Origin of the sequence: Dryocola mayonis, assembly GCF_051307045.1 — a bacterium.
In the GTDB taxonomy this organism is placed as follows: Bacteria; Pseudomonadota; Gammaproteobacteria; order Enterobacterales; family Enterobacteriaceae; genus Dryocola.
Map to the genome: position 1 here is coordinate 1,510,919 of NZ_CP150452.1, position 14,283 is coordinate 1,525,201.

At 57.4% G+C, this 14,283-nt stretch carries 7 protein-coding genes and 4 pseudogenes; 10 read left to right on the plus strand and 1 reads right to left on the minus strand.

Translation table 11 applies throughout. The features are described from left to right. The first annotated feature begins 27 nt into the window (after positions 1–27). The 6 genes and pseudogenes from msbA (at position 28) to WLO32_RS07335 (ending at position 6,039) form a co-directional block, all read left to right on the plus strand. Positions 28–1,777 (plus strand): annotated as a pseudogene (gene msbA, locus WLO32_RS07310) (lipid A ABC transporter ATP-binding protein/permease MsbA). Further along, positions 1,774–2,757 carry a tetraacyldisaccharide 4'-kinase gene (gene lpxK / locus WLO32_RS07315; RefSeq protein ID WP_435947754.1) on the plus strand — a complete coding sequence of 328 codons (984 nt, stop codon included), beginning with the start codon at positions 1,774–1,776 and terminating at the stop codon, positions 2,755–2,757. The pseudogene msbA and the gene lpxK overlap by 4 nt, the downstream one beginning before the upstream one ends. A gap of 47 nt (positions 2,758–2,804) precedes the next feature. Further along, positions 2,805–4,038, plus strand: a pseudogene (locus WLO32_RS07320) (winged helix-turn-helix domain-containing protein). 49 nt (positions 4,039–4,087) lie between these two features. Beyond that, positions 4,088–4,270 (plus strand): Trm112 family protein, encoded by a 183-nt coding sequence (locus WLO32_RS07325; RefSeq protein ID WP_435947755.1) that lies wholly within the window; start codon positions 4,088–4,090, stop codon positions 4,268–4,270. Beyond that, the gene (kdsB, locus tag WLO32_RS07330) at positions 4,267–5,013 is read left to right on the plus strand and encodes a 3-deoxy-manno-octulosonate cytidylyltransferase (protein WP_435947756.1); all 747 of its coding nucleotides are present in this window, start codon (positions 4,267–4,269) and stop codon (positions 5,011–5,013) included. Before WLO32_RS07325 ends, kdsB begins: the two co-directional genes overlap by 4 nt. A gap of 132 nt (positions 5,014–5,145) precedes the next feature. Further along, positions 5,146–6,039 carry a YcbJ family phosphotransferase gene (locus tag WLO32_RS07335; RefSeq protein ID WP_435947757.1) on the plus strand — a complete coding sequence of 298 codons (894 nt, stop codon included), beginning with the start codon at positions 5,146–5,148 and terminating at the stop codon, positions 6,037–6,039. On the opposite strand, the gene elyC is transcribed toward WLO32_RS07335, so the two are convergent. Further along, entirely contained in the window at positions 6,019–6,795 is a 777-nt protein-coding gene (gene elyC / locus WLO32_RS07340) for an envelope biogenesis factor ElyC (RefSeq protein WP_435947758.1), read from the minus strand. The genes WLO32_RS07335 and elyC overlap by 21 nt on opposite strands. Positions 6,796–6,930: 135 nt before the next feature. On the opposite strand from elyC, the gene cmoM reads away from it, so the two are divergent. From cmoM to mukB, 4 genes and pseudogenes are all read left to right on the plus strand, one after another. Next, the gene (gene cmoM, locus WLO32_RS07345; protein ID WP_435947759.1) at positions 6,931–7,719 is read left to right on the plus strand and encodes a tRNA uridine 5-oxyacetic acid(34) methyltransferase CmoM; all 789 of its coding nucleotides are present in this window, start codon (positions 6,931–6,933) and stop codon (positions 7,717–7,719) included. Continuing rightward, positions 7,712–9,035, plus strand: a pseudogene (mukF, locus tag WLO32_RS07350) (chromosome partition protein MukF). The gene cmoM and the pseudogene mukF overlap by 8 nt, the downstream one beginning before the upstream one ends. Next, positions 9,016–9,732 (plus strand): chromosome partition protein MukE, encoded by a 717-nt coding sequence (gene mukE / locus WLO32_RS07355; RefSeq protein ID WP_435947760.1) that lies wholly within the window; start codon positions 9,016–9,018, stop codon positions 9,730–9,732. The pseudogene mukF and the gene mukE overlap by 20 nt, the downstream one beginning before the upstream one ends. Then, a pseudogene (mukB, locus tag WLO32_RS07360) lies at positions 9,729–14,179 on the plus strand (chromosome partition protein MukB). Before mukE ends, mukB begins: the two are co-directional and overlap by 4 nt. Positions 14,180–14,283: the final 104 nt, after the last annotated feature.

The following is a 14,283-nucleotide window of genomic DNA, read 5'->3' on the forward strand; positions in this document are numbered from 1 at the left end:
CTATTTCATCACATGCTGGTTTATTGAATGCATAACGATAAAGATCTCTCCACAATGCAGACCTTCCGTCGCCTATGGCCGATGATTGCTCCTTTCAAAGCGGGTCTGATCGTGGCTGGGGTTGCGTTAATTCTCAACGCAGCCAGCGATACCTTTATGCTATCGCTGCTCAAACCGTTACTGGATGATGGTTTTGGTAAAACGGACAAGTCCGTTTTGTTATGGATGCCGCTGGTCGTCATCGGGCTTATGGTGATGCGCGGCATAACAAGCTACGTTTCAAGCTACTGTATTTCCTGGGTGTCAGGGCAGGTGGTGATGAACATGCGTCGCCGTCTGTTCAGCCATATGATGGGGATGCCCGTGGCCTTCTTCGATCAGCAATCGACGGGGACGCTGCTCTCGCGCATTACCTACGATTCTGAGCAGGTTGCGTCTTCTTCTTCCAGCGCGCTGATTACGGTCGTGCGCGAGGGCGCTTCGATAATCGGCCTGTTTGTGCTGATGTTCTGGTACAGCTGGCAGCTGTCGCTGATTTTGATTGTGCTGGCGCCGATCGTCTCCTTTGCCATCCGCATGGTTTCTAAACGCTTCCGTAATATCAGCAAGAACATGCAGAACACCATGGGGCAGGTGACCACCAGCGCGGAGCAAATGCTCAAAGGGCATAAAGAAGTGCTGATTTTCGGCGGCCAGCAGGTGGAGACTGAACGCTTTAACAAAGTCAGTAACCGCATGCGTCATCAGGGCATGAAGCTGGTATCCGCCTCTTCTATTTCGGACCCTATCATTCAGCTTATCGCCTCCCTGGCGCTGGCCTTCGTTCTGTATGCGGCAAGCTTCCCGAGCGTGATGGAAACCCTCACCGCCGGCACCATCACCGTTGTCTTCTCCTCGATGATTGCCCTGATGCGTCCGCTGAAATCGCTGACCAACGTTAACGCGCAGTTCCAGCGCGGTATGGCGGCCTGTCAGACGCTGTTCTCAATTCTCGACTCCGAACAGGAAAAAGATGAAGGCAAGCGCACCATTGAGCGTGCGAAAGGCGATCTTGAGTTCAGGGATGTGACCTTCACCTACCCTGGCCGCGATATTCCTGCGCTGCGCAACATAAGCCTGAATATTCCGGCGGGTAAAATGGTCGCGCTGGTAGGGCGTTCTGGTTCAGGCAAGTCCACTATTGCCAGCCTGATTACGCGTTTCTACGATATCCAGGAAGGCAATATTCTGATCGACGGCGTGGACGTTCGGGAATACACCCTATCTTCCTTGCGTAACCAGGTTGCGCTGGTTTCCCAGAACGTGCATCTGTTTAACGACACCATCGCCAACAACATTGCCTATGCCCGCACTGAAAAGTACAGCCGCGAAGATATTGAAAAGGCGGCGCGTATGGCTTACGCGATGGACTTCATTAACAAGATGGATAACGGTCTGGATACCGTCATAGGTGAGAACGGCGTACTGCTTTCCGGCGGCCAGCGTCAGCGTATCGCCATTGCCCGCGCGCTGCTGCGCGACAGCCCAATTTTGATTCTGGATGAGGCCCACCTCCGCGCTGGATACGGAATCTGAACGGGCTATTCAGGCGGCGCTGGACGAGCTGCAGAAAAACCGTACCTCACTGGTTATCGCGCACCGTCTGTCTACGATTGAGCAGGCCGACGAAATTGTGGTGGTGGAAGACGGCCGCATCGTGGAACGCGGTCCTCACGCTGAACTGATCGCGCATCGCGGCGTGTACGCTCAGCTGCATAAGATGCAGTTCGGCGAATGATAGAACGCATCTGGTCGGGGAAATCTTCCCTCTACCTGCTGTTATTGCCGCTCTCCTGGCTGTATGGCCTGGTGAGCGGCGTAATTCGTCTTAGCTGGAAGCTCGGGCTGCGCAAAGCCTGGCGCGCGCCGGTTCCCGTCGTGGTGGTGGGTAATCTGACCGCAGGCGGCAATGGTAAAACGCCGGTTGTTATCTGGCTTGTCGAACAGCTTCAGTCGCGCGGTATTCGCGTGGGCGTGGTGTCCCGCGGCTACGGTGGGAAAGCAGAGCGCTATCCTTTAATACTTACTGTGGATACCGATACCGCGCAGGCGGGCGATGAGCCGGTATTGATTTATCAACGTACCGGAGCGCCCGTGGCCGTGGCGCCTGAGCGCAGCGCGGCGGTAAAAGCTTTAATCGAGCATGCGCAACCGCAGCTTATCATCACCGATGACGGCCTCCAGCACTATGCGCTGGCGCGGGATAAAGAAATCGTCGTGGTGGACGGCGCGCGCCGGTTTGGCAACGGCTGGTGGCTGCCCGCCGGGCCAATGCGCGAGCGCAGCGGGCGTTTAAAATCCGTGGATGCGGTCATCACCAACGGCGGCGAAGCGCAGGCGGGAGAAATCGCCATGCGGCTGCAGCCGGGCGATGCCGTCAACCTTCTCAGCGGCGAACGTCGTCCTGCGCAGGAGCTGCACAACGTGGTCGCGATGGCGGGCATCGGCCATCCGCCGCGTTTTTTCGCTACGCTAAGACAGTGCGGCGTGACGCCGGTTAACACGGTCGGCCTTGCCGATCATGCGGCGCTGGCGGAAGAGGACGTCGTAAAGCTGCTGGAGAAACACCAGACGCTATTAATGACCGAAAAAGATGCGGTTAAATGTCGCGCCTTTGCCGCCAGCCATGAAAACTGGTGGTATCTACCGGTCGACGCTTATCTTGCCCAGCCGCAGGCAGAACAGCTGTTGCAAACATTGGTCGCGCTGGTGAAGTAAGCTGTTCAGCGCGTCCGCGCCCTGGTTGTTGGATGACAGGAAAGATCATGTCTTTACCCTACCTGACCTTACAAGCTGCGCGAAACCTTCACCTTGCCGCGCAGGGGCCTGCTGAACAAGCCGCGCCGCCGCGCCCGCGCGTCAGACATCAGCAGCACCATCTCGCAGATGTCGCTCCTGCAAATCGATACCATCAATATTGTCGCCCGCAGCCCCTATCTGGTGCTGTTCAGCCGCCTTGGGCGCTACTCGCCGGACTGGCTCGATAAAGCGTTAGCCGACGGAGAGCTCATCGAATACTGGGCGCACGAGGCCTGTTTTCTGCCGAAAGAAGATTTCGCCCTGGTGCGCCACCGAATGCTGCAGCCGGAAAATATGGGCTGGAAATACCGGCCGGACTGGATGCTGGAGCATGCGGAAGAAATCGAGCGTTTACTCGGCCACATTGCGGAAAATGGCCCGGTTCGCTCGGCGGATTTTGAGCATCCGCGTAAAGGCGCTGGCGGCTGGTGGGAGTGGAAGCCGCATAAAAAACATCTTGAGGGCCTGTTTACCTGCGGGCGGGTGATGGTCGTTGAGCGGCGCAATTTTCAGCGCGTTTACGACCTTACCGCACGCGTAATGCCGGACTGGGACGACGAACTGCATCTTATTGAACAGCAGGACGCCGAGCTGAAAATGCTGGAAAACAGCGCCCGCAGCCTGGGGATTTTCCGCCCCGAGTGGCTGGCTGATTACTACCGCTTACGTCGCATTCCCGTTAACTCCGTCATCAGCGAGTGGGAAAAACAGGAAAAGGTTATTCCTGTCCAGACGGAGAAACTGGGCGAGATGTGGGTGCATGCTTCATTATTACCCTTGCTGGCGCGCGCGGAACAAAACAGGCTTAAAGCGACCCATAGCGCCGTATTGTCTCCCTTTGATCCCGTGGTCTGGGATCGCAGGCGCGCGCAGGCGCTGTTTGATTTCTCCTACCGGCTGGAGTGCTATACCCCGGCGGAAAAAAGGAAATACGGTTATTTCGTTTTGCCGTTGCTGCATCAGGGGGTACTGGTCGGGCGCATGGACGCCAAAATGCATCGTAAACAGGGCGAGCTTGAGGTTATTAGTTTATATCTGGAAGAGGGTATAAAGCCTGGCGCTTCATTGTTGAAGGGGCTGCACGGCGCAATAACGGAGTTTGCCCTATGGCAGGGCGCTTCACGAATCGTTCTGGGAACTATTCCCGCCGCCCTGGCTTCCTCGTGGGGAAGCGGCTGGGAAATTAGCCCGGGGAGCTAATCAGTTATGTTATCCTGACGCCCTTGATGGCGCCCATTCTGGAGTATCTATGGAAAGTCGTTTACTTGAAATCATTGCCTGCCCGGTGTGCAACGGCAAACTCTATTTTAATCAGGAAAAGCAGGAGCTTATCTGCAAGCCTGATGGCCTGGCCTTCCCGCTACGTGACGGTATTCCGGTGTTGCTGGAAACACAAGCGCGTACTTTGACCCTCGACGAGACGAATCCATGAGTTTTGTGGCTATTATTCCTGCTCGCTATTCGTCCACGCGCCTGCCGGGCAAGCCGTTAAAGGACATCAACGGTAAACCTATGGTGGTACACGTCCTGGAGCGCGCCCGTGAGTCCGGCGCGGAGCGCATTATCGTCGCCACCGACCACGAAGAGGTAGCTTGCGCGGTAGAAGCCGCCGGTGGCGAAGTGTGCATGACCCGCGCGGATCATCAGTCCGGCACCGAACGCCTCGCCGAAGTTATCGAAAAATGCGGCTTTAGCGACGACACCATTATTGTCAACGTGCAGGGCGATGAACCAATGATTCCGCCGGTCATCATTCGCCAGGTCGCAGAAAATCTGGCTAACTGCCGGGCGGGAATGGCGACGCTCGCCGTACCGATCGAGTCCGCTGAAGAAGCTTTTAATCCGAACGCGGTTAAAGTGGTGATGGATGCGCAGGGCTACGCTCTGTACTTTTCGCGCGCCACCATTCCCTGGGATCGCGATCGTTTTGCCAGCTCGCGTGAAAAGATCGGCGATACCTTCCTGCGCCACATCGGCATTTACGGTTATCGCGCGGGCTTTATCCGCCGCTATGTCAGCTGGGAGCCAAGCCAGCTTGAGCAGATTGAAATGCTTGAGCAGCTGCGCGTTTTGTGGAACGGCGAAAAAATTCACGTTGCCGTAGCCAAAGAGATCCCCAGCATCGGCGTGGATACGCCGGAAGACCTGGAACGCGTCCGCGTAGCGATGCGCTAAGCCAGACTTATGCTAAAAAGCCGGCCTTCGGGCCGGTTTTTTATTATCTGAAGACATATTGATCTGAGGTGATGACTTCTGGCAAAAGCGCGCTCATTATGAAAAGCACAAGGTTCATAGGGGTAACGCGTTATGGAGTTGCTGCGGAAGGAATTAAGCCATCTGCTGGGTGAAAAGTTAAGCCGCATCGAGTGCATCAGCGAGCAAACGAGCACCGCGGTCTGGTCGCTGTACGACAGCGAAGGCCATGCGATGCCGCTGCTGGCCAAAAGCTTTACTTCCCCCGGCGTTGCCGCGCAGCAGGCCTGGAAAATGTCGATGTTAGCGCGCTCGGGCACCGTTCGTCTGCCGGTGGTGTACGGCATAGTCACCCATGAAGATCACCCCGGCCCTGACGTACTGCTAATGGAACGCCTGCGCGGCGTTTCGGTTGAGGCGCCGGCCCGCACGCCGGAGCGCTGGGAGCAGCTTAAAGACCAGATTGTCGAGGGGCTGCTGGCCTGGCATCGCGTCGACAGTTCCGGCTGCGTAGGCTGCGTTGACAGTACGCAGGAAAACATCTGGCCCTCCTGGTACCGCCAGCGGGTGGAAATACTGTGGAATACGCTAAATCAGTTTAAGAATACCGGCCTTACGATGCAGGATCGACGCATCCTGTTCCGTTCGCGCGAGTGTCTGCCGCGTATGTTTGACGGTTTCAACGACAACTGCGTGCTGGTGCACGGCAATTTCACCCTGCGCAGCATGCTCAAAGACGGCAAAAGCGACCAGCTTCTGGCAATGGTAAACCCGGGCGTGGTGCTGTGGGCGCCGCGTGAATATGAGATTTTTCGTCTGTATGAGGAAGGGCAGGCGGAAAGCCTGTTCTGGCATTACCTGCAGCGCGCGCCCGTGGCGGAATCCTTCCTGTGGCGGCGCTGGCTTTATGTTTTGTGGGATGCCGTCGACAGCCTGGTGCAGACGGGCCGCGTAAACCGACCCGCCTTTGACGCCGCGACGAAAGGTTTACTCCCCTGGCTTTCCTGAAGACCCTTTAAGCCACTGCCAGACGCGGCCCAGCGTTTCGTAACCTACCCGGTCGCTGTGCATCAGCCAAAGCGGTGAGGGGATAATCCTCTCCCAGGGGTTGAGCGGTGAATCAACGGCCATCTGATTAGCCGGCGCGGGAAGAGGATTTAAGCCCGCGTTGCGAAAGAAGATGACGGCGCGCGGCAAGTGCGAGGCGGAAGTCACCAGCAGGAAGGGCTGCTTGCCGATAGCCTTTGCCACCGCCGCCGCTTCTTCTTCCGTGTCTTTCGGGCTATCAAGCGTGATGATTTCCGAGCGCGGCACGCCCAGGCTTTCCGCAACCCTCGCGCCGGCTTCTGCGGTGCTTACAGAATTCGTCATCGCGCGCGCGCCGGTAAAGATCATTTTTGCGCCGGGGTTCGCCTGCCATAGTCGTACCCCTTCGGTAAGGCGCGGAAGGCTGTTATTGATAAGGTTTGAACTCGGCGCCCAGTCAGGGTTCCAGGTATAGCCGCCGCCCAGCACCACAATATAGTTAACCCGTTGATCGCCGCGCCACGTTGGATAGGTATCTTCAATCGGCTTAAGCAGGCTATCGGCTACCGGCTGAATGCTCATTAACAGTAAAGCCAGCCAGCCGGCCGTGAGCAGCGCTTTAGCCGTTTTTTGCCAGCGGGAGAACCACAGCAACAAAATCGCAAGGCCAATCACCAGCAGTAAAAAAGGCAGGGGCAGCAGCAGGCCCCCGATAATTTTTTTCAGGATAAAAAGCATGAATTCCGGGTCCTTTTTTAACCATCCAACGGGTAAACGCTTCTGATATTACACCAGCCAGGTTCATTCTCCTGCAAGCTGTGCCAAAATAGCGGTTTTCTAAGACTGACCCTTAAAGGCTGTGGAGTAGTACCCGTGCGTGACCGCAATTTTGATGACATTGCCGAGAAGTTCTCACGCAACATCTATGGTACGACCAAAGGCCTGCTTCGCCAGGCTATTGTGTGGCAGGATCTTGATGCGCTGCTGGCCGTCCTGCCGCCGAAGCTGCGGGTGCTGGACGCGGGCGGCGGCGAAGGACAAACCGGCTGCCGCATGGCTGAGCTGGGCCATGATGTCGTACTTTGTGACGTTTCCGCTGAGATGATCTCCCGCGCCCGGGCGTTGGCCGTGGAAAAAGGTGTGAGCGAGAACATGCATTTTGTACATTCCTCCGCCCAGGATATTGGTCAACATTTGGAAAGCCCGGCCAATCTGATATTGTTTCACGCGGTGCTGGAGTGGGTCGTCGATCCGCAGGCCGTACTGCGGTCTTTGTGGGACTGCCTGGCGCCGGGCGGAGCATTGTCGCTGATGTTTTACAATGCTAACGGCCTGTTGATGCGCAACATGTTTGTGGGTAACTTTGAATATGTCCTGCAGGGCATGAAAAAGAACAAGAAGAAGACGCTTTCGCCTGACAATCCCTTGCTGCCAGAACAGGTTTATCACTGGCTGGAGCAAATTGGCTGGCAGATTACCGGGAAAACCGGCGTGCGTGTGTTTCACGACTACCTGCGCGACAAGCAAAAACAACGCGATGGTTTTGACGATTTGCTTGAACTTGAAACGCGTTATTGCCGGCAGGAGCCGTTTCTTAGCCTCGGCCGCTATATCCACGTGACAGCTATCAAGCCGCTTGAGCCAAGGATAAATTATGAGTGATGTTTCCCAGACAGTACCTGAACTGGTTGCCTGGGCCAGGAAAAATGATTTCGCCATCTCCCTGCCGACCGAGCGCCTGACGTTCCTGTTGGCTATCGCCACCTTAAACGGCGAAAGGCTGGATGGAGAGTTAAGCGAAGGGGAGCTGGTGGATGCTTTCCGCCACGTGAGCGACGGCTTCGAGCAGACTACCGAAACCATCAACGTGCGCGCAAACAATGCCATCAACGATATGGTGCGCCAGCGCCTGCTCAACCGCTTTACCAGCGAAATTCACGAAGGGAATTCGATCTATCGCCTCACGCCGCTGGGCATAGGTATTACCGACTACTATATTCGCCAGCGTGAATTCTCAACGCTGCGGCTTTCCATGCAGCTTTCCATCGTGGCAGGCGAGCTTAAGCGCGCCGCGGACGCCGCCGACGAAAACGGCGATGAGTTCCACTGGCATCGCAACGTCTTTGCGCCGCTTAAATACTCCGTAGCGGAGATATTCGACAGCATCGATCTTACCCAGCGCATCATGGATGAGCAGCAACAGCAGGTTAAAGACGATATTGCGCAGCTGCTAAACAAAGACTGGCGCGCGGCTATCTCCAGCTGCGAACTGCTGCTGTCTGAAACCTCCGGCACCCTGCGCGAACTGCAGGATACCCTTGAAGCGGCCGGGGATAAGCTGCAGGCGAACCTGTTGCGCATCCAGGACTCGACAATGGGGCGCGACGATCTGCATTTTGTCGATCGCCTGGTCTTCGATCTGCAAAGCAAGCTGGACCGCATTATCAGCTGGGGGCAGCAGGCCCATCGACCTGTGGATCGGCTATGACCGCCACGTGCATAAATTTATTCGTACCGCCATCGATATGGATAAGAACCGCGTCTTTGCCCAGCGCCTGCGCGTCTCGGTGCAAAACTATTTCGACTCTCCGTGGGCGCTGACCTGCGCCAGCGCCGAGCGTTTGCTCGATATGCGCGATGAAGAGATGACGCTTCGCGATGAAGAGGTGACCGGTGAGCTGCCGACGGATCTCGAATTCGAAGAGTTTAACGAAATCCGCGAACAGCTGGCGGCGCTGATCGAAGCGGCGCTGCAGAGCTACAAAACCAGACAGGTCCCTCTGGATTTAGGCGTGGTGATGCGGGACTATCTCACCCAATATCCGCGCGCGCGCCATTTTGATGTGGCACGAATCGTAGTCGACCAGGCGGTACGTCTTGGTGTGGCTGAAGCAGACTTTACCGGCCTGCCGCCGCAGTGGCAGGCAATTAACGATTACGGAGCCAAGGTACAGGCGCATGTCATCAACAAATATTGAAAAAGTGATGCCGGTTAAACTGGCACAGGCGTTGGCCAATCCGTTATTTCCCGCTCTCGACAGCCAGCTGCGCGCCGGTCGGCACATCGGCCTCGACGAGCTGGATAATCATGCCTTTTTAATGGATTTTCAGGACGAGCTCGAAGAGTTCTATACCCGCTACAACGTGGAGCTGATCCGCGCGCCGGAAGGCTTCTTCTATTTGCGTCCGCGCTCCACGACGCTTATCCCGCGTTCGGTATTATCCGAGCTGGATATGATGGTGGGTAAAATCCTCTGCTATCTCTATCTCAGCCCGGAGCGCCTGGCGAACGAAGGCATCTTCACGCAGCAGGAGCTCTACGACGAACTGCTGACGCTTGCGGACGAAAGCAAGCTGCTGAAGCTTGTGAACAACCGCTCAACCGGCTCGGATGTCGACAGGCAAAAACTGCAGGAAAAAATTCGCTCCTCGCTGACGCGCCTGCGCCGCCTTGGCATGATCTGGTTTATGGGCCACGACAGCAGCAAGTTCCGCATTACCGAATCGGTATTCCGCTTCGGCGCCGACGTGCGTACCGGCGACGACCCGCGTGAGGCGCAGCTGCGCATGATTCGCGACGGAGAGGCGATGCCTGTTGAATCCCGCCTACAGCTCAATGACGAGACCGAAGAGTCACAACACGCCCAGGATAACGCGGAGGATGAACAGGAATGATTGAACGCGGAAAGTTTCGCTCGCTAACGCTGATTAACTGGAACGGTTTCTTCGCGCGTACTTTTGATTTAGATGAGCTGGTTACCACGCTTTCGGGCGGTAACGGCGCCGGTAAATCGACCACCATGGCGGCCTTTGTTACGGCGCTGATTCCGGATTTGACGCTGCTGCACTTCCGTAACACCACCGAAGCCGGGGGCCACGTCCGGCTCGCGCGACAAGGGTCTGCACGGTAAGCTAAAAGCAGGTGTCTGTTATTCAGTGCTCGACGTAATCAACTCCCGCCATCAGCGCGTGGTGGTTGGCGTGCGCCTGCAGCAGGTTGCGGGCCGCGATCGCAAGGTGGATATTAAACCCTTTGCCATTCAGGGACTGCCTGCGTCTGTCCAGCCCACGCAGCTGCTGACGGAAACGCTCAACGAGCGTCAGGCGCGCGTGCTGAGCCTGCAGGAGTTAAAAGACAAAGTGGAGGCCATCGAAGGCGTCCAGTTCAAGCAGTTCAACTCCATCATCGATTACCACTCACTGATGTTCGATCTGGGCATCGTGGCGCGACGCCTGCGCAGCGCCTCGGACCGTAGCAAATACTATCGCCTGATTGAAGCCTCGCTTTACGGCGGTATTTCCAGCGCCATCACCCGCTCTTTGCGCGACTACCTGCTGCCGGAAAACAGCGGCGTGCGCAAAGCGTTCCAGGATATGGAAGCGGCCCTGCGTGAAAACCGCATGACGCTGGAAGCCATCCGCGTGACCCAGTCCGATCGCGATCTGTTCAAGCATCTGATTTCCGAAGCCACTAACTATGTGGCGGCGGACTACATGCGTCACGCCAACGAACGCCGTATCTATCTCGACAAGGCGCTTGAACTGCGCCGCGAACTGCACGTCAGCCGTAAACAGCTGGCCGCCGAGCAGTATAAGCATGTGGATATGGCGCGCGAACTTGCTGAGCACAGCGGCGCGGAGGGCGATCTGGAAATGGATTACCAGGCCGCCAGCGATCACCTGAACCTGGTGCAAACCGCCATCCGCCAGCAGGAAAAAATCGAGCGCTATGAGGCCGATCTCGACGAGCTGCAAATGCGTCTTGAAGAGCAAAACGAAATCGTAGCGGAAGCCAGCGAACAGCAGGAAGAGAACGAAGCGCGCGCGGAAGCCGCAGAGCTGGAGGTGGACGAGCTTAAAAGCCAGCTTGCCGACTATCAGCAGGCGCTGGATGTGCAGCAGACCCGCGCGATCCAGTATCAGCAGGCGCTACAGGCGTTAGAACGCGCTCGTGCGGTTTGCCACCTGCCGGATTTAACCGCCGACAGCGCGGACGAATGGCTGGATACCTTCCAGGCCAAAGAGCAGGAAGCGACGGAAAAACTGCTGACGCTGGAGCAGAAAATGAGCGTGGCGCAAACGGCGCACAGCCAGTTTGAGCATGCTTACCAGCTTGTCGCTGCGATCAGCGGCCCGGTAAGCCGCAGCGAGGCCTGGGAAGCCGCGCGCGAGTTACTGCGCGACAGCAATAATCAGCGTCATCTGACCGAACAGGTTCAGCCGCTGCGCATGCGTCTTACCGAGCTTGAGCAGCGCCTGCGCGAGCAGCAGGAGGCCGAGCGCCTGCTGGCTGAGTTCTGCAAACGCCAGGGCAAACGCTTCGATCCCGAAGACCTGGAAGCGCTGCATGAAGAGCTGGAAGAACGTATCGCGACGCTGCAGCAGGGCGTATCCGAAGCGAGCGAGCAGCGCGTTTCCCTGCGTCAGGAACAGGAACAAATTCAGGCGCGCATGAAACGCCTGACCCTGCGCGCGCCGATTTGGTTAGCCGCGCAAACCAGCCTCAACCAGCTGTGCGAGCAAAGCAACGAAGAGTTCGAAAGCAGCCAGCAGGTAACTGAATACATGCAGCAGCTGCTGGAGCGCGAGCGTGAAACCACCGTTGAGCGCGATGAGGTCGGGGCGCGTAAAAGCGCCGTAGACGAAGAAATCGAACGCCTGAGCCAGCCGGGCGGCGCGGAAGACCCGCGGCTGAACGCTCTGGCAGAACGCTTTGGCGGCGTACTGCTCTCAGAGATTTACGACGACATCAGCCTTGATGACGCCCCTTACTTCTCGGCGCTGTATGGCCCGTCCCGACACGCCATCGTGGTGCCGGATTTATCCCTGGTCCGCGAACAGCTCGAAAACCTGGAAGACTGTCCGGAAGACCTGTATCTGATTGAAGGGGACCCGTCCTCCTTCGATGACAGCGTGTTCACCGTGGAAGAAATGAATGCCGCGGTGCTGGTGAAAACCGCCGAGCGCCAGTGGCGCTATTCCCGCCTGCCGGAGCTGCCGCTGTTTGGCCGCGCGGCCCGTGAAAACCGTCTCGAAAATCTGCACGCAGAGCGCGAAACGCTGGCGGAACGCTTCGCCACGCTGTCGTTCGACGTGCAGAAATCCCAGCGCCTGCACCAGGCGTTCAGCCGCTTTATCGGCCAGCATCTGGGCGTGGGCCTTTGACGAAGATCCTGAAGAGGAAATTCGTCAGCTCAACGCCCGTCGCGGTGAAATCGAGCGCGCCATCAGCAGCCATGAAAACGACAACCAGCAGCAGCGCCAGCAGTTCGATCTGGCAAAAGAGGGCGTGGCGCAGCTAAACCGCCTGCTGCCGCGCGTCAGCCTGCTCAACGACGACACCCTGGCGGACCGCTGCGACGAAATTCGCGAGCGCCTGATGGAAGCCGAAGAAGCGGCGCGCTTTATCCATCAGCACGGCAGCCAGCTGGCCAAACTCGAAGCGGTTGCCTCGGTTCTGCAAAGCGATCCGGAACAGTTTGAGCAGTTAAAAGAAGATTACCAGTACGCCCGGCAAATCCAGCGCGACGCGCGTCAGCAGGCGTTTGCGTTAACGGAAGTGGTGCAGCGCCGCGCGCACTTTAGCTATTCCGATTCCGCAGCCATGCTGGACGGCAATAGCGATCTGAATGAAAAACTGCGCCGCCGTCTGGAACAGGCGGAAGCGGAACGCACGCGGTGCCGTGAGCTGCTGCGCAGCCACGCGCAGCAGCTCAGCCAGTTCAGCCAGCTGATGGCCTCGCTGAAAAGCTCTTTCGATACCAAGAAAGAACTGCTTAACGATTTGCATAAAGAGCTGCAGGACATCGGCGTGCGCGCGGACAGCGGCGCAGAAGAGCGTGCCCGCATCCGTCGCGATGAGCTGCATACCGCGCTGAGCAACAACCGCTCCCGTCGTAACCAGCTTGAAAAAGCGCTGACCTACTGCGAAGCGGAAATGAGCAACCTGACCCGCAAGCTCAAGCAGCTGGAGCGCGGCTATTTCGAAATGCGCGAACACGTAGTGACGGCGAAAGCGGGCTGGTGCGCGGTGATGCGCATGGTGAAAGACAACGGCGTGGAGCGCCGTCTGCACCGTCGCGAGCTGGCCTACCAGAGCGGCGACGAGCTGCGTTCCATGTCCGATAAGGCGCTTGGCGCGCTGCGCCTGGCCGTGGCGGATAATGAGCATTTACGCGACGTGCTGCGTATGTCGGAAGATCCAAAACGTCCGGAGCGTAAAATTCAGTTCTTCGTGGCGGTCTATCAGCACCTGCGCGAGCGTATCCGTCAGGATATTATCCGTACCGACGATCCGGTCGAAGCCATCGAACAGATGGAAATCGAGCTGGGCCGTCTGACCGAAGAGCTGACCTCGCGCGAGCAGAAGCTGGCGATAAGCTCCCGCAGCGTGGCGAATATCATTCGTAAAACCATTCAGCGCGAGCAGAACCGCATCCGCATGCTGAACCAGGGGCTGCAAAGCGTCTCCTTCGGCCAGGTTAACAGCGTACGGCTGAACGTGAACGTTCGTGAAACGCACGCTACCTTGCTAAACGTGCTTTCCGAACAGCATGAGCAGCATCAGGATCTGTTTAACAGCAACCGTCTGAGCTTCTCCGAAGCGCTGGCGAAGCTCTACCAGCGCCTGAATCCGCAAATCGATATGGGCCAGCGTACGCCGCAAACCATCGGCGAGGAGCTGCTGGACTACCGCAACTATCTTGAGATGGAAGTGGAGGTTAACCGCGGTACGGACGGCTGGCTGCGTGCGGAAAGCGGCGCGCTTTCTACCGGCGAGGCTATCGGTACCGGGATGTCGATTCTGGTGATGGTCGTGCAGAGCTGGGAAGAGGAGTCGCGACGCCTGCGCGGCAAAGACATCTCGCCTTGCCGCCTGCTGTTCCTTGATGAAGCCGCCCGTCTGGACGCCAAGTCCATCGCCACGCTGTTTGAGCTGTGCGAACGGCTGGAAATGCAGCTGATTATCGCGGCGCCGGAGAACATCAGTCCGGAAAAAGGAACCACCTATAAGCTGGTTCGTAAGGTCTTTAACAACCATGAGCACGTTCATGTTGTCGGCCTGCGGGGCTTTGCCGCGCCGCTGACGGAGGCTTTACCGGGCACGGCGGACGTCTCCTGATCCTGCATCTTTTCTTATGTTTAACAGCGGGCGACAGCCCGCTTTTTTGATCGGGAATCTTCTTAAGCTTTAATTTTCTTTACATTTATACGGGTAATTGGTTT